Here is a 17,084-nt window from a genome sequence, read left to right as displayed (position 1 = left end):
TTTTACTTCTTTTTTCAAACTTTATGAAAATTTTATGATTTTTTAAGTTCACTTGAGTTCAAATCCCATTAAAATACTTATTAACAAAGCTTTATTAAATTAATAAAAACACATTTTTAAACCTACTTTACTTTGATAAAATCAATAAAACAAACGTTTGATTGAAGACAAAATATTCACTATAACTCTACTTTATAAAAATATAATTTCAGATCTTTAAATTGAAATCTGAAGTAATTTAAAAATACCGAAAGATTGTAGTGTAACTTATTTTTGTTCACTAAAAGAAATCGTCTTATAATAACGAAACAAGTAGTCATAAATTATCATTTCAAACAATCTCTGATTAGACACAAACATTCTATTGATATTCATGTGAAATATACTCTGGAAAAAATATTTTGAAGAAACCGTATTGAAAACTAAATTTTCAAAAATAGGATTAAGTTGTAGAATATGTGCTTCTACTTTTCCTCTAAAATCATCATACTCCTCAGATTCAATAAACTCAATATATTTCGGTTTGAAAAGTCTATACTTTTTATCAAGCTGACTATTTAGATTTTTGTCTGCATTAAATTCTTTCTTGAAACCATCATTAAAATCTTTTATCCACAATAACTTGTCATGAGTGGATCTATTTAAAAGAGCCAATATCTGATCAATATAAAACAGTGAAATGATTATTTTTTCTTCATCGTCTAAATGCAAGCATTCTTTTAGGAAAAAATCGCTGTTTTCATAAAAAAGACACTCGGCAGCTTCCATTGTTTCTGTACCATATCTTTCCAATTCCCTAGTATAGGAATCTATCCTAAAATTTGCAATTTCTCCAGATTCTGTATAAGGTCGGAAAGTATTCTGAATCTTTGAAAGAATTTCATTGTAATAAGTAAGATCAGATAATTCAAATCTAATTCTCAAATGCGGTTTAGGATCATTATACCGAATAAAAAACCATTTTTTTATAAGATCATTATTTAAAAAGTATTTTATCAATGGTTGGATTGCTTCTTCTAAAAGAATATCCGAAGTCTTTATACCTGTATAGATTTTCAGATATAACCATTCGCTTCCCGGAATATAATTTCTTACTATTTCCATTACTTATCTTTATACATTGAAAAAACAAACTGGTGCATGTAATCATCATTGTCATTATATAGAAATTCTTCAATGATTATCGAATTTCTTTTTTTACCGTTTCTACAAATAGTTGGGCAAAATCAAAATTTTCTAAATTCAGCGTTAGTGTATTATCATGTTGAACCCATTGCACCCAAGATGGCATCTTTCTTTTCGATCTCCAGTTTTTCAATTCGCTTAAAAATTGGAGTCGATCATCAATCAATAAAAATAAGGTATTGATATCCTTTTCATTAATTGTCCATTGTGCTTTAGATAAAATAATATTTTTATACTCAATTCTTGGGAGGAATTTATATATATATTTTAAACTACCCCAATCAAAAGATAATCCATTTCTCTTATTTTCCGAATACAAATCACATAAGAAATGATATACAGGCAATGAGTTTGAGGAGTAATTATGTGCATTCGTAAGATAAGGTTTAACTTCTTTATCTAGCCTTTTAGATCGTAATATAACCCTGTTATCTCGTAAAGAAATATAAAGGTCATCAACTGTAATTTGATTTTCTTTTGGTAAAACTGATTGTGCTAAATAAGGAATCTCATATCTTCTTAATGTAGGTCTTCTTATAATATTACCAATTCTCGCTTCCGGTAAATGTATAATTTCCGCAGAAACATAATCAGGATATAACACTTCTTCTTTTTGAACAATCTTTTTTGTAAGATTTTGTACTTCTGTTTTCTCAGAACAAAACCTTCCTAATAAATTAGCAGCACTACTACCTCCACCACCACCCAGTAAAAGTTTCTCTGCTCCAGATTCTGAAATAATCTCTGACATAAAAGATATGGTATCAGGCAAATCATCCCAATTCTCATCAAAATCTTTAAAGTCATTATCTGACAACTCGATTACAGATTGATTTTCAAGTAAGGCTTCCTGCAGTTTATCATTTAATATTTTATGTATCGGATTTATTGTAATGTTAAGATCCTGAGGATCCTTAGAAAATGGAAGCTGAAGATCATCTAAATAAGGATGAACTCCTTTTGATTGAATATCTTGTTTATATCCAATTCCAACCTCAGTATCCAAAACAATCGACAAAGGCATTTCTTGAGTTCCAAACCTTTCATAAAATGCTTTTTTAAATTTACTCAGATAAGTATCTTTTTGAAGTAAGGTAATTTTATTAATAAAACTAATTCCATTTTTCAATTCTTTCTTCCAATGATTTGAAAGAAAGCGTTTACCTTGAAAATATAAGTCGGCTTGAAAAAGATATTTTTGTTCGTATTCGATTTTAAAAGAGTGAATGAGTTTCTCAATTTCGACATAATCTGCAATTGAATTTCCAACCTGCAGATCTAATTCAGTCAGCTTTTCTTTTATAGAATTTAAAATAGAACTTTCTTTCTTAGCACCTATCCTACCTAACACAGAAATGATTTCATCCAAAAAATCATTTCCCGAAACATTTGGCTCAAGCTCACTTACTAAAACCTGATTCTCGATAAGTTCTTCAATAAATTCAGTGGCATCTTCTAATGTTATTTCATCATTCACAAAAATTTCCGAAATCTGAAGTAGGGTTTTACCTTCTAACGAGAAATTAAGAACTCTTTTTAATTCTTCTGAAAATGGAGCTGATGAAATAATATACTCTCTTTTCCCATTATGATATTCATATTCTACATAGCGGAGTTTATCTCCTACTCTATAGATACTACTATTAGGAAAGAAAAGTAACTGGCATTTAATTTCTGGTATTAAGGTTAGTTTTTTTGATAGACCTACCAAAAAATGCATATCCAGTTTTCTATCCCTTGCTAAGCCTGTCGGAGTTGAAGATTGAATTCTTAGTATCGATTTATCTTTGCTAAATTTACCTAACCCAACTCCTGAAAACAAGCCGAATGGCGTACAACGTGTACTCATTCGGCCATAGTATTTCAGTATGGTATTTATTAGTTTTTTATGTTGTTTTTGTGTTAGGTCTTTTTCTGAATGTAGCCAAAGATTGAGTTCTTCATATAAATAAGGTGACGCCAAATAAATAGCTTCCTGAAAAACAGAATGACTACAGATTTCTCTTAACTCATTTTCCGATAATATCTCTTTATTAAATTGATCATAAAAGTTTTTTCGCGAAAATAAAGGAGTACGAAATATGTACTCTTCGAAGAAATTATACGGGAAACGGGACATTTTATTTTTTTGTGGTTTATCTTAATACAGGAATCTCTATATAGCTATCATTATAAAATTTTATCTCTAATGGCTCTTTAGCATCTGCAATAGTTTCATCACTCACATCTTTTCCTGTACCGTAATTTACTTGCCAAAAAGGACTTTTAACTGTTCCTATAACTAAAACAAGTTTACTTCCTTTTTCAATTCTTTTACTTACAAATTCATTATTATTAATTGAAATAACTTCTTTTTTATTTGGTGTAAGTAATTTTCGCTTTTCGCTATTTTTATTATAGCTCGCTCTGCCTAAATATGTTGATAACAGAAAATATTTTCCATTAGGCATTAATTCATACAAATAAGCATATAAATCTACATCTTTTTTATTGACTGAAAATTTAATTTTTCCTGAAAAATTACCAGAAAACTCAAAAGGCTTTTCAAAAGTATTTGTAGAAAATATCAAATTATTTTTATTGTATATTTTATCTTCAACTACATCATACTTTAATTTTAATAAATCATCTGCATCTGATCTATCTTTATAATCTATTTTTAATAAGGATGAATCTTTAGAGTCTGAATATAAGCCAGATAATAATAAATTATTATTCCTATTTTCTAAATAAAACTTCAGATTATCTTTATCAAAGGTATTTATAGAATTAGTACTTTTCCACTGATTTAAGCCCATAACCTCATAATTAATCTTATTTTTTAAGAAAGCAGGTTTTTTACTGTCTTTCAATGTATAATTAAACCATTCAATACAAATCTTATTTAAATCTATATTCGCAATAGAATCAATCTTATAACCTTTTAGATTACTTTGTATGTTTCCTTGTGCTCCGGAATGATTATATGGACCAATAATTAGATAATGATTGGCATTTTGATTATACTTTTGATGCTCCTTAAAATAATAGAGCGCTCCTAATTGATCTGAATCATAATATCCTGTGATAGTTAAAATAGGAATATTAATTTTAGAAAAATCTTTTTTATAAGGAACCATATTTTTCCAATACTCGTCATAATTAGGATGAGTAAGCCATTTTTGAAAGATTACATTTGATTTTCCTGATATAGAATCTAATTCTCTAAAAGGCTTACCACTTTGATACCAATTCTTATAAATAGAATCCCATTTTTCTACATTATTAAAATCTGCATAATCGGTCAATTTTGTATTCGTTACATAATTCAACCAGCGCAAAGCGTAGGATGTAAATATATTATTCTTCATAGGAAAATCCATTGTTCCTATTCCGACTGCCGCTTGTGGTATTATTGTTTTTAAAGCCGGATTAAACTTTTTTGTAGCTGCCCATTGGCTGAATCCTAAATAACTACCTCCAATCATACCTACTTTCCCATTGCTCCAAGATTGCTTCACAATCCAACTAATAGCTTCATTTATATCTTCAGCTTCATGTTCAAATGGCTCAATAGAATTCGGGCTTAAATATTTGCCTCTTGTATTTAAAATTACACCAGCAAATCCATTAACTGCAAATTCTTTTGCGTCATTAATATTTCTTTCATCTGAATATATCGTATTTATAAGAACTGTATTTTGTAATTGCTCTTTATTCTTTTTACTCAATACTACAGATAAAGTAAGGATATTATTGTTTTTAGTATTAATTTTAATACTATCATAAATTATAAACTCTTCTTTCTCTAATTCTTTCACTAAACGACTTCCTAAGACAAATGTTTTTTTTCCAACATTATATGTATTATATCGTCTACAAAGCGTTATCGCATCGTTAACCTCAATACTATCTGTTTTTAAACTTTTTTTTATTATTTCGTCAATTTCTTTTTTCGTTTGTATTTCATTATAAATGAAATATTGAGGAAATAATATTTGAGACTTTAAAGAAGCTGCATTATATTTTCGCCTAAACTCTTCTTCATATACTTTATCGAAATCTTTTTCAGTAGGATTTCTTTTGACAGTATTTATATAGATTTCAAACTGACTTCCTGTTGACATTGTTAATGCAGGATTTATTTTTATATAAATATTTCTAAGAGAATCAATCTCGGAAAGAGCCAAATCATAATTTTCATTAATTATATTAAGCCTGAAAAGAGTATCATAATATGCTGCTTTATCTTTTTCTTTATAGTTAGCTTCAAGTTTTCTTGCTAAATATTTAGCAATACTTTCTGCATTTAAGTTCTCCGCATGGCTAACCTCCTTTAAACTTATTTTTTGAGAAAAAGTAAAACTAAAAAGACCGATAAAGTATATAATAAAGAATTTTTTCATTTAAAAATGGTTAATTTTGGATACCTCCATTTTGCCCCTTTGGATGAGTGTCTGTATTGTCCAAAACTGTTTGATTATCTCCATTATCAAAAGCATAGATACCTCCGCCACCTTTAATAGAATTTAAACCCTTATTAATTTTCACCATTTGTAATTTGTTTAATGACATTTTTTTTCTGTGCATTTTTGCTTTTTCATTGTATTAAATATTAAATTAATTCTAATCACAAAAATAGTATTACTTATTTATACAGGCCAAAATATCTATCTCGGAATTTACCAATTTCGTTGTACTAAAAAACACAAACAACTTATAATAAACAAATTAAAACAAAATTACTTTTGAAGTAATTTGATATAATAAGAAGGTAAAGTATTGGTTGTTTTTTTAAATGCATTAGAAAAAGATTCTGAATTATTATATCCTGCCTCATCTGCAATCGCAGAAATTGTAAACTTTCTTAGCTTCTCATTTGTATTTAATTGTTCAATAATATAATTAATTCTTAGCTCATTAATATATTGAGAAAAATTTTTCTCTTTAAGTTCATTTACAGATTTCGAGATGTAATCACGATTTGTGTTAAAGTCTTTTGCTAAAATGTCTACTGTAATATTTTTTCGTAAAAAGCCATTACTATTTTCAAATTTTTCCAACTGTAGTTTTATATGCTGCAGTTTTTCATCAGACAAAATACTTTTAGTTTTTTCTTCTTTAACAGTATGTTGTTTTGTTATTATATTTTTAGATGCTTCTGATGTATGATCTTTTGATTTTTTTAATAAAATTTCAGCTTGTTTTTGATACTCTTTTATTTTTTTCTTATTTTTTGTATAAACATATATCAGTATGCATATAATTATTAAACCTATACCCAACACCCAATACAGTAAAAAATTTTTTTTATCTAAATCTGCTATTAATTTTTCTTTCTGCTCAAGTAAAATTGGAGTATCATACTTCTTATATATTTCTTTTGATAAATATTGTCTGCTATTATTCATTATACTATCTGCATAGAATAGCTTATTAATAAATTTTAGCTGATTTTTATTATCTTCCTTATTTTTATAGTAATCTATTAAAATCTCGTACCTATCTCTTGTTATTGGTATAAAATCATTTGAAGCAAAAGATAAAGAATCTGATTTGATAAGAAAACTTATTGCCTCTTTCTCTTTTTTATTATCATAATTAATCTTTCCTAAATAATAATATAGAATTGACAAATTTCCTACATCTCTATTCTTCAAAAGTTTCTCTTCGATTTTCAAAAGATTTTCGGACGCTGCATTATAGTTTTTCAAATAGTAATCTGTAATCCCTTCTGACATTATAAAATATGGATAATGTGTGTAATCATTATATTTTTTACACTCTTCAATTCCAATATTATTATAAAACTTACATCGCTTATAGTCTTTAATCTTTGTATAGGCATTAGAAACAGAAAAGATTGAGCCTATATAGCTTTTAATATCCCTATCGTTGGTATTTAACTTTTGCTTCTGGTAATTATAATATTCCAAGAAAAGAGGAAGCGCTTCTTCATTTTCATCAGTTGCCGCTTTCAGGATTCCTATTAGTTTCTTAATGTAATAAAACTGATCAGGATTTTTATTTTTAGATAAATTTTGCGCCTCAATATAATTATTCAAGGCTTCATTATACTTAAACTCATAGTTCAGTAAAATCCCTCTTATTATATAAGCCTTTGCTGGATATTCTTTTGTATTAATATTTCGCGTAATACTCAATAAAGTATCTGAATATGGATAGCCACTTCGGGATTCTAATCCTTTTATATAAGCTATTTTATAATAGCCATCATATATCTGATTATTATTATTTTCTTTTTTCCCTTTACTCAAAATTGTATTTGCATATAATTCTGCTTTATTATTGTCTATTCGGAATACCTTGTTATAAGCGCTCTCTAATTGCTTAAAATCTTTAGCTTTTAAAGAATCTGGTATACGAAACCCTTTAATACTTTGAGAAAGGTATAAGTTCTGACAAAGAATTAATATAAAAATGAGGCAAAATTTATGCATATGTGTGTTTTCAAATGCAAAAATACATTTTTTTATCGTTTCAAATAACATTCACAACAAAGTACTAATACACAATTGTTTATGAAAAAAAAACTAAATCCAATTTTTATCAAAATCGACTAAATCCCACCCGAAATTTATCAATCACGAGAGGCTTTACTTTTTTCACCATCCGATCTTCTGCATCTTTGCTCTGGGTAAAAACACAACTATTTATTTTTTATATGTGTACAGTATAAAAAGTAAATATATCCGCTGATCAGCAAACATCCCATGTCAGGGATTATATGACAATACAAATTATTAAATTTAAAAATTCAGAAAATGAAAAACTTCAAGAAACTATCAAGAAATAATCTAAAAAACGTTGCAGGGTCTGGCCCTTTTCAAATGGATAATTCAGTTGGTGAAAAAAGCTGTACAAGATGTGTTACGTGTAAAAATGGTTTAAGATCATGTGCAACTGATACACTTGGAAATTGTGATTGCGCACAAAGTTTAGCACAATCAATCTGCTAATAGCAAAATCTAGTACTGATAAAAATTAAGTTTTTATCAGTACTTTTAAATAAAAATAATGATAAAAAAAAGCACCATTTTACTATTCCTATTTCTACTAAATCATTTTTATTCTCAAAATTATAGAGCTCTTTATAAATTTGATTATAAAAGAGATTCTAGTAGTACAAATTACACTACTATGAATATGGTTTTAGATTTGCAAAAACAATACACTAAATTTTATTTTCAGAAACAATTGAAATTTGATTCTCTTATAAAAATAAATAAAAGAGTAGCATTCTCAATTCCTTTACAGCAAATTATTAAAAGAAATTCAGGAAGCTTTGCAAATGAAAATTTTGTAAATGTAGATGATAGATATTATACTTTTTCTTCGTCAGATGAAATGAAATGGAAAATATCAGATTCTATAAAAAACTATAATATTTATAAATTACAAAAAGCAGAAACTAATTGGGGAGGTAGAAAATGGATAGCTTGGTTTTCTACAGAAATTCCGATTGCCGAAGGCCCATATAAATTTAGAGGTCTACCTGGATTAATTATGCAGTTATTAGACACTAGAAATAATTTCAGTTATAACTTAATTTCTTTTAAGAAATTGGATTCCGAATTTGACACACATAATGTTGTAGAAACTAACCTTGGAGATGATGCTATCAAAATTAATTTATCCAAATATCAAAAACTTCTATTAAATGTATATGGTAATCCTTTTAGTGAATTTGAAAATATGAAAAATCAAGATTGGCAACTGGAAATATACGATAAGAAAATTAAAACTATAGAAGGATTAAACGAAATAAAATCACAGTATCAATTAGATATTAAAAGATATTATAATCCTATTGAATTAGACAGAGCTGTAAAATATCCTAAAAAATAAATATAACTCACCATTTCAAGAAAAACATTTGTTTTTTCAAAACATCTGTGTATTTTAGTTAAAAATATTAACATGACTTTTGATAAACTAATCAACTATCTTAAACTTGATAAACAGGAATTTATTTTTCAGTTTAACTCTCATCCAAATTACCCTTCAGCATTGGCTTTTAGTGATACCCTGAACTTTATGGGAGTGAAGAATGATGCCTACGAATTAGATAAAGAATACTGGGATGAACTGCCTGAAGAATTTATTGCCATTGTAGATAATTCTTTTTCTCTTGTAAAAAAAGCCGGAGCTCAGTACTCCGTATATTCGGATAAAGCAAAAACTTTAAATAAAGAAGAACTTCATAAAAATTCAACCGACTTTGTACTGCTTTTTGAAAAAGACGAGAAAGCCGAAAATAAATCGGCTCTAAACTTTAAACCATTCATTTATGCCGTTTTAGGAATTATCCTCATTTATTCTATACTGAACCATTCTTGGTTCGAGGCTATTTTCAATCTATTATCCATAATCGGTGTCTACATTTCTCTTGAAATTTTTAACCAAAAATTTGGCAATACATCAGCTGTCATTGGAAGTATTTGTGGTGGTGGCGCTTCAGCTACTCAAAATGTAAATTCATGTAATAAAATTATTAACCAAGACAAAACGAGTATTCTTGGGCTTAAATTTTCAGATTTTTCTCTTATTTATTTTATCGGAATCGCTGTTTTAGGATTATTTTTACCTAGCACAGGATTTATAATTAAAGGTTTTACTTGTGCATCTCTTATAGCAATCGGTTATTCAGTATATGTACAAGCTTTTGTAGAAAAAACATTTTGCAGAGTGTGTCTCATAATTATATCTGTTCTTGTTGCACAAATCATCATCAGTACTTTCCTTTTTGGAAACATCGCTTTTGATCCTAAAGTACTTTTATTAAGTATTGTATTATGGCTATCTTCTTTCTCAGTGGTTTTATTTTTAAATAATTTACTTCAAGAAAAGGAAACCTTGCAAAAATCTAATGCTAAAAATCTAAGATTCAAAAGAAATTACGATCTATTCAAAAGAGAGCTTACAGAAAACGAAAAAATTGAATTTAATGATAATGAAACTTTTTCATTAGGAAACAAAAATGCCAAACTTCATATTTCAATCGTTTCAAACCCTTACTGTGGTTTTTGTAAAGATGCTCATAAAATAACAGAGCAATTATTAGAAAGATATCCTAATCAGATTTCAGCGCAAATAAGATTCAATTATACTCCTGAAAGAGCCAATGAAAAATTCACGAATTTAATTTCAGATTTCACTCATATTTATAATAACAAACCAGAAAAAGAATTTTTGAAATCGGTAGATACTTGGTTTGAGAACAAAGATGAAAATAGCATCCGACAAATAGCTGGAACAACATCTAATAATGAAAATCTGGATCCTCTGGTACAAATGTCAGTTGAAAATAGTAGCGCAGGATTAAACTTTACACCAGTATTCATTATTAATGGATATCAGTTTCCGCAAAAATATGATCGTGAAGATATTTGGTACTTTATTACCGATTTAATAGAAGACGAGGAATTTGAAAGAAAATTATTTCACAATTATGAAAATTCACTATCTTAGGAAAAATTAAAAGCGTTATCCGAAAAGCTTTAAAAGAGTAGGAAACACTAAAATCTATTACTATGAAAAATTTAAAAAAAGTATCAAGAGAAAATTTAAAAACGATTAAAGGAGGTCTTAGAATGTGTCCACTAGATGGAGATTGCGGGTCAGGCTGGTGTTGCTCAAATGGTGCATGCCGAACGATTGCAGGAGCAAGCCCTTCGACCTACCTGTGTACATATTATCCTGCAGATTAATTATCACAAAAATTTCACATCATGAAAAACCTACGAAAACTTTCAAGAGAGAATCTTAAGACAGTAAAAGGTGGAATCACAGAAGAATGTGCAAGAGGGCAAGCATCATCTACTGCATGCTTTTCTACATTAGCAGCTTGTGAAGCTACTTTTTCAGACCCAGATTTTAATTTCTGCATACGTTATTGCAATAGATATTGCTACTAACCATCATTAAAAGTCAATATACTTTTAAACATAAGAGAAAAGTTGCCGCTTCATTTTGGCGGCAACTTATTGTAAACAAATAGATAGATAATTGAAGTTGAAAACTTTTCCTTTTTACCGCCAACCTGACTCCAAGGATTGCGGCCCTACATGTCTTCGTATCGTAAGCAAACATTATGGAAAAAGCATTTCCTTACAACAAATCCGTAACCTCTCTGAGACTACAAGAGAAGGAAGTAGCCTTTTAGGCTTAAGCGATGCTGCTGAAGACCTCGGTTTTCGTTCGTTAGGTGTTCAAATTGATTTTGAAACCCTTACAGAGGAAGTTCCCTTTCCCTGCATTGTACACTGGAACAAAAATCATTTTGTAGTCGTTTATAAAATTGATAAAAATAATAAAGTATATATTTCAGATCCAAGTTATGGGCTCATTACTTATTCAAGAGAGGAGTTCATCAAATTGTGGATTGGTGAAAATGCAACCGAAAAAACAGAAGAAGGGATCGTTCTTATTTTAGAAACAACTCCTGCATTCTTTCAGACTGAATTTGATGACCAAGAAAGTAAGGCCAGTTTCACTTTCCTTTCAAAATACTTATTAAAATATAAATCTTTAGTTGCTCAATTAGCCGTTGGTCTTTTAGCAGGAAGTTTATTATCATTAATTTTTCCATTCCTTACACAAAGTATCGTAGATGTCGGAATACAAAATCAGGATCTGAATTTCATCTATGTTGTCTTATTAGCCCAAGTCATGCTTTTCTTAGGCAGAATGGGGATTGAAATAATAAGAAGCTGGATCCTGCTCCACCTTTCTGCCAGAATTAATATTTCCATTATTTCAGATTTCTTTATCAAGCTCATGAAACTTCCTATAAGTTTCTTTGATACTAGAATGACCGGAGATATTATGCAGCGTATTAACGATCATCACAGAATAGAACAACTTTTAACAAGCTCATCTTTAAATACCCTATTCTCTCTGGTAAATCTTATTATTTTCAGTATTGTACTATTATTCTATGATTACAGACTTTTCGTAGTGTATTTAGTAGGTGCAGTAATGTATATAGGTTGGATTACTTTCTTCCTTAATAAAAGAAAAGAACTCGATTATAAGAGATTTTCACAAGTTTCTCAGGAGCAAAGTAAAGTGATTGAACTTATCAACGGAATGCAGGAAATTAAAATGCATAACGCTGAAAAACAAAAACGTTGGGACTGGGAATTTTTACAGGTAAAATTATTTAAGATCAGAATCAAATCTCTATCCTTAGAACAATGGCAATCTGTTGGAGGAAATTTCATTAATCAAATGAAAGATATCCTTGTAAGCTTTCTTTCTGCCAAATTGGTATTGGAAGGAAATCTTACTTTAGGGATGATGCTTTCGGTTCAATATATTATTGGACAACTTAACAGTCCACTTTTACAACTTATTGATTTCATTAAACAATTTCAGGATGCTAAAATCTCCCTTGAAAGGCTAGGTGAAATTCACGATAAAGATGATGAAGAAAATAAAGAAGAACAATATGTTGCCGAAATACCTCAAAAGGATATAGAAATTAAAGACATGTCGTTCAGATACGTTGGCTCTGACGCTTTTGTTTTTGAAAATTTAAACTTAAATATTCCATTCCAAAAAACAACAGCTATCGTTGGAGCCAGTGGAAGTGGAAAAACGACGCTTTTAAAACTATTAATGAAATTTTATGAGCCTAATGATGGTGATATTAAAATAGGAAATACAAAACTAAAGAATGTATCCCCAAGATTTTGGCGAGATCAATGTGGAGTGGTAATGCAGGAAGGATATGTCTTCAATGATACTATTGCCAATAATATTGGAGTTGGTGAAGATTACATCGATAAACAGAAATTACGAAAAGCGGTAGAAATTGCAAATATTAAAGAATTTATTGAAGGCTTGCCATTAAGCTATAATACTAAAATTGGTAATGAAGGTTTGGGAGTAAGTGGAGGACAAAAACAAAGACTATTTATTGCAAGAGCTGTTTATAAATCTCCGGAATATATTTTCTTTGATGAAGCCACATCAGCTTTAGATGCCAATAATGAGAAAATCATTATGGAAAATCTGGAACAATTTTTTAAAGGGAAGACAGCTATTGTAATTGCACATAGACTTTCCACTGTAAAACACGCAGATAAAATTATTGTTTTAGATAAAGGAAACGTCGTGGAAGAAGGTAGCCATACAGAACTGGTAGCCTTAAAAGGCGAATATTACAGACTGGTAAAAAATCAATTAGAATTAGGAAACTAATTTCAATAAAAAGAAATCAAAAACAAATCATAAAAGCGGTATCCGAAAAGCTTACAGAGTAGGAAAAAATACATTTAAATTACTATGAAAAATCTAAAAAAAATCTCAAGAGAAGCATTAAAATCATTTAAAGGAAGTGGACCTGGTTCTGGAATTGGTTCAGGAGGTTGTCAAGAGACTCTTCCAACAAATCCTGTTCCGGGAGAACCTGTAGATTGCGGATGTAATGAACTAATGTTCTGTCCTAAATTTGGGTCATGTATACATATGAGTTCTTATACTCCAGAGCTTTGTGCACCTGACTTTTAATAATTAGTTAAAACTATTTATTAATTATGAAAAATTTGAAAAAAATTTCAAGACAATCTTTAGCTAACATTAGCGGAGGAGCAATTACCCCAATTGGGAGTAATTGCTGCGGATCTTGGTGTAATGGTAGCTGGATGTCTTGCAGAGTGCATCATTTTGCGTGCCCACCAGATTCTGATACAAATCCGCCAGCTGAATGGGACGGATACTGTCCTATGTAAAATAGATTCCCCTTCGGGGGATTTTTATATTGAATTATGAAAGAAGATATTCTAGATAACATCCAATTACGTTCTGAAAGTGTTCAGGACATTCTTACACAACCACCCCACTGGATGATCCGCTGGGGAAATACTATTATTTTTATTATACTATTGCTTATTTTAGTCATGAGCTATATAATAAAATACCCGGAATTTATCCCGGCACCTATTGTGGTAACCTCACAAAACCCTCCGGAAAAACTTGAGGCAAGAATAAGTACCAAAATTGAAAAAATATTTATTAAAGACCATCAGGAAGTCAAAAAGAATGAGGTGTTAATGGTCATGCAGTCTGCAGCCAATTACAAAGATATTTTAGAGCTTAAAAAGTTGGTAGATTCTATTGCTCCGAATCAGCTACGTTCATTTCCGGTACAACAGAGTTCACACTTTAAGCTGGGTGAATTACAAGGTGATTATAATAACTTTGCAAAAGCTTTTCAGGACGAAGAACTCTTTACAAGGCTGCAACCTTATGCACCTGAAAGTTTGGCTGCAAATCAAAGCCTTTCTGAATATAGAATGAGAATCTTAACGATGAAACAGCAGAAAAGCCTGGAACAAGCAAAATATGAGATTACAAAGAAAAGCTATCAGCGTTCACAGGAATTATTCAATCAGGGAGTCATTGCTGCAATGGAACTTGAAAATGAAAAAATTAAATATCTGCAGGCTCAACAAAATTTAGAAAACATCAACATTTCATTATCACAAATGGAAGAAAGTATTTCTAATGTTAATAGAACAAAAAGCGGTACCGTCATCAATACAGAAAAAGACAAAATCAACTATTCTTCACAAACATTGCAATTATTTGAGCAATTAAGAAAGTCTCTAAAGCAATGGGAGCAAAACTATTTGGTGATTTCATCTACAGATGGGGTCGCTAGTTTCCAGCAGTTTTTTGGGGAAAATCAGTTCGTAAAAACTGGTGAAGCTATTTTATCCATTCTACCAAAAAACAAGGATAAATTAGTAGGAAGAATGTCTGTACCGGCAATAAACTCAGGGAAAATAATTCAGGGAGAAAAAGTTTTAATTAAACTTGACAACTATCGTTTCCAGGAATATGGTATTGTAGAAGGTAGAGTTCAAAATATTTCTCTTTCTTCGGATGACAAAGGAAATTATTATGTAGATGTTGTTCTTCCTAAAGGTTTAAAAACAAGTTATAATAAAACCTTAGTTTTTGATAAAGAATTGAGAGGAAGCGCTGAAATTGTAACTCAGGATTTAAGACTTATTGAAAGGTTCTTCTACCAGATTAGAAAATTATTGGGATATCAAAGTTAAAAAATATACATTGTGATTTTTATTATTGCAAAAAAGAGAAGTTACTAAAGACGACTAACTTAAAAAATCAGCCTCTAAAAGAAGCAACTCTAGCACTATTTGGGCGTAACAATATTCTCAAGATAAATAAAAAAGCAAGTAACAGACCATTTAATTTAATCAATATGAAGTATATACTAATAGTTCTTTTAAGTTGTTCACTACATTCACAAACAATTGAATTGACTGATAAAAAACTGATAGAATATTACGATTTAATAAATAAAGCAGAAAATAGTATCATCACTAGTAACTTAAAAAATGCAAATGAGTTTTATAATTCAGCCTTTATATTAATTAGTGAGCCGCCAGCAAAAGATATCTACAATAGTATGCAAGTAGGATTAAGAATGAAAGAATATGAGAATTCTTTTGCACAGTATAATTCATTAAAATGCCTAGGATATCCTTTTAAGGATGACTTTAAAAATATTTTTTTTAATCATGCTCATTTCAAAGAACAGAAATGTCGCAATAAGTTTGATAATGAATATAAAAAAGCTCTTGACTCATTATATAATATTGATCAATACACGAGAAAACTTTCTAATAGGGATTATGCCAAATATCAAAAAGAATTAACTAAAGGGGATAGCATAGCTTCCCTTAGTCTTTTAAAATTAATTCAAAAAAAAGGTTTCCCTAATGAGTATAATCTAGGAATAAATATGGGTGGGGATACTTCTTTTCAAGAATTTTATTTGATTATATGGCATCAACTAATTACAAATAAATATAGTTCTCAAAAAGTAAATTTTTCAGAAGAACTCAATAAAGCATTAAACAAAGGTAAAATTATTCCTGAAAATGCCGCTTTTCTTTTAGACCTAAATAATGGCACAGACAATTTTTCTTCTAAACATTTTGATATTTTAGAATTTCAAATAAACAATGGTAGTTCTGATCCTCTTAGAGATCAAGTACTAAAAAAAACAGCTACCAAAGATTGCTGCTATGTGCATACTTGGTTTTTTCCGGAAAACAGAAATGAGGATGCACTAAAAATGGTAAAAAAAATCAATGAGAATAGACAAAAAATTGGATTATGTGATTTAGATTCTGAGTTAAAAAAGAAAGTATTTTACTTAAAAAATAAGGATTATCAATTATCCCGAATGCCAATTTCTAGTAGTGCAATAGAAAAATCAAGTGATGCTGATGCTCTAAAAAAGCACTTTATAAAATTAAATAATTTTATAAATTAGTGCAAAGAATGATACTTTGCTATTCTTTCAGCATCTTTGAATTTTTAAGTGAATATAAAAAGAAGTCACTTATCTTCATAAAAAATACCCCTAAATAAAAATAGGAATATCTGCAGCTATCCTTCAATACTAAACAGCTTCGGAAATATAAAAGAAACAACACTAGAACAAGCCTTACAATACAAAGACTTTAAAAAATATTGGAATATTACAAAGGACCATATATAAGTCTGTAAAGATTGTGAATTTCGTCATATATGCACCGATTATAGAGCTTATACGAAACGTACACATATTGTTGAAATACTTGATACTTCTAAGTCTTTAAAATATGGTTATAGCCCTTATACTGGAAAATGGGAAGAATGGAGTAAAAATCCGCTAAAACACAAAGCTATCAGTTATTACAATCTGGAAGGATAATTACCTAATATGGATCAGTCTCAAAAGTTGGGGAGAAAATAAAAAATGCTATTTTTGTATAATGCTAAATGATGCCGAACTGCTTAAATTATTTTTACCTGAACTGTTGATTGAATATTTTGAGATTGTAAAATTTGAAGAAGAAAACCAAATTCTACAT

General features: G+C 29.3%; 15 protein-coding genes. 10 read left to right on the top strand and 5 right to left on the bottom strand.

Annotated features, from left to right (window positions below):
* Positions 1 to 267: 267 nt before the first annotated feature.
* From BUB80_RS20900 to BUB80_RS20885, 5 genes are all read right to left on the bottom strand, one after another.
* On the bottom strand, positions 268 to 1,104 hold the full coding sequence (locus BUB80_RS20900; RefSeq protein WP_073297353.1) for a thiopeptide-type bacteriocin biosynthesis protein: 837 nt from the start codon (positions 1,102 to 1,104) through the stop codon (positions 268 to 270).
* Positions 1,105 to 1,180: 76 nt separating this feature from the next.
* The gene (locus tag BUB80_RS20895) at positions 1,181 to 3,304 is read right to left on the bottom strand and encodes a lantibiotic dehydratase family protein (protein WP_228433908.1); all 2,124 of its coding nucleotides are present in this window, start codon (positions 3,302 to 3,304) and stop codon (positions 1,181 to 1,183) included.
* A gap of 16 nt (positions 3,305 to 3,320) precedes the next feature.
* A complete protein-coding gene (locus BUB80_RS20890; RefSeq protein ID WP_073297350.1) occupies positions 3,321 to 5,570 on the bottom strand; it encodes a CocE/NonD family hydrolase in 2,250 nt (749 codons plus the stop codon).
* A 10-nt stretch (positions 5,571 to 5,580) separates the two neighbouring features.
* The gene (locus BUB80_RS24015) at positions 5,581 to 5,715 is read right to left on the bottom strand and encodes a hypothetical protein (RefSeq protein WP_262484449.1); all 135 of its coding nucleotides are present in this window, start codon (positions 5,713 to 5,715) and stop codon (positions 5,581 to 5,583) included.
* A gap of 191 nt (positions 5,716 to 5,906) precedes the next feature.
* On the bottom strand, positions 5,907 to 7,625 hold the full coding sequence (locus BUB80_RS20885; RefSeq protein ID WP_175549639.1) for a helix-turn-helix domain-containing protein: 1,719 nt from the start codon (positions 7,623 to 7,625) through the stop codon (positions 5,907 to 5,909).
* Between the two features lie 324 nt (positions 7,626 to 7,949).
* Between BUB80_RS20885 and BUB80_RS24155 the strand changes: the two genes are divergently transcribed.
* The 10 genes from BUB80_RS24155 to BUB80_RS20850 all read left to right on the top strand — a co-directional run bounded on the left by BUB80_RS24155 (position 7,950) and on the right by BUB80_RS20850 (position 16,501).
* The gene (locus tag BUB80_RS24155; RefSeq protein WP_449384808.1) at positions 7,950 to 8,144 is read left to right on the top strand and encodes a bacteriocin-like protein; all 195 of its coding nucleotides are present in this window, start codon (positions 7,950 to 7,952) and stop codon (positions 8,142 to 8,144) included.
* Between the two features lie 58 nt (positions 8,145 to 8,202).
* On the top strand, positions 8,203 to 9,033 hold the full coding sequence (locus tag BUB80_RS20880; protein ID WP_073297345.1) for a GLPGLI family protein: 831 nt from the start codon (positions 8,203 to 8,205) through the stop codon (positions 9,031 to 9,033).
* A gap of 72 nt (positions 9,034 to 9,105) precedes the next feature.
* Positions 9,106 to 10,656: a thioredoxin domain-containing protein gene (locus BUB80_RS20875; protein ID WP_073297342.1), complete on the top strand. Its 1,551-nt coding sequence runs from the start codon at positions 9,106 to 9,108 to the stop codon at positions 10,654 to 10,656.
* Between the two features lie 62 nt (positions 10,657 to 10,718).
* On the top strand, positions 10,719 to 10,895 hold the full coding sequence (locus BUB80_RS23735) for a bacteriocin-like protein (RefSeq protein ID WP_175549638.1): 177 nt from the start codon (positions 10,719 to 10,721) through the stop codon (positions 10,893 to 10,895).
* A 21-nt stretch (positions 10,896 to 10,916) separates the two neighbouring features.
* Positions 10,917 to 11,102: a bacteriocin-like protein gene (locus tag BUB80_RS23455; RefSeq protein ID WP_139262833.1), complete on the top strand. Its 186-nt coding sequence runs from the start codon at positions 10,917 to 10,919 to the stop codon at positions 11,100 to 11,102.
* Positions 11,103 to 11,199: 97 nt separating this feature from the next.
* A complete protein-coding gene (locus BUB80_RS20870) occupies positions 11,200 to 13,392 on the top strand; it encodes a peptidase domain-containing ABC transporter (RefSeq protein WP_073297339.1) in 2,193 nt (730 codons plus the stop codon).
* Between the two features lie 84 nt (positions 13,393 to 13,476).
* Positions 13,477 to 13,701, top strand: a complete 225-nt coding sequence (locus tag BUB80_RS20865) for a bacteriocin-like protein (protein WP_073297336.1) — start codon at positions 13,477 to 13,479, stop codon at positions 13,699 to 13,701.
* 26 nt (positions 13,702 to 13,727) lie between these two features.
* Positions 13,728 to 13,922, top strand: a complete 195-nt coding sequence (locus tag BUB80_RS20860; protein WP_083547330.1) for a bacteriocin-like protein — start codon at positions 13,728 to 13,730, stop codon at positions 13,920 to 13,922.
* 36 nt (positions 13,923 to 13,958) lie between these two features.
* Positions 13,959 to 15,257, top strand: coding sequence for an HlyD family secretion protein (locus tag BUB80_RS20855; protein WP_073297333.1), 1,299 nt, complete (start codon positions 13,959 to 13,961; stop codon positions 15,255 to 15,257).
* A gap of 164 nt (positions 15,258 to 15,421) precedes the next feature.
* Complete coding sequence (locus BUB80_RS20850) at positions 15,422 to 16,501, top strand: hypothetical protein (protein ID WP_073297330.1); 1,080 nt, start codon at positions 15,422 to 15,424, stop codon at positions 16,499 to 16,501.
* The last annotated feature ends 583 nt before the right edge of the window (positions 16,502 to 17,084 follow it).

It is taken from the genome of Chryseobacterium polytrichastri (assembly GCF_900142445.1).
Lineage (GTDB): Bacteria > Bacteroidota > Bacteroidia > Flavobacteriales > Weeksellaceae > Chryseobacterium > Chryseobacterium polytrichastri.
The sequence above is the reverse complement of the archived record's forward strand: the minus strand, read 5'-3'. Positions and strand labels throughout refer to the sequence as shown.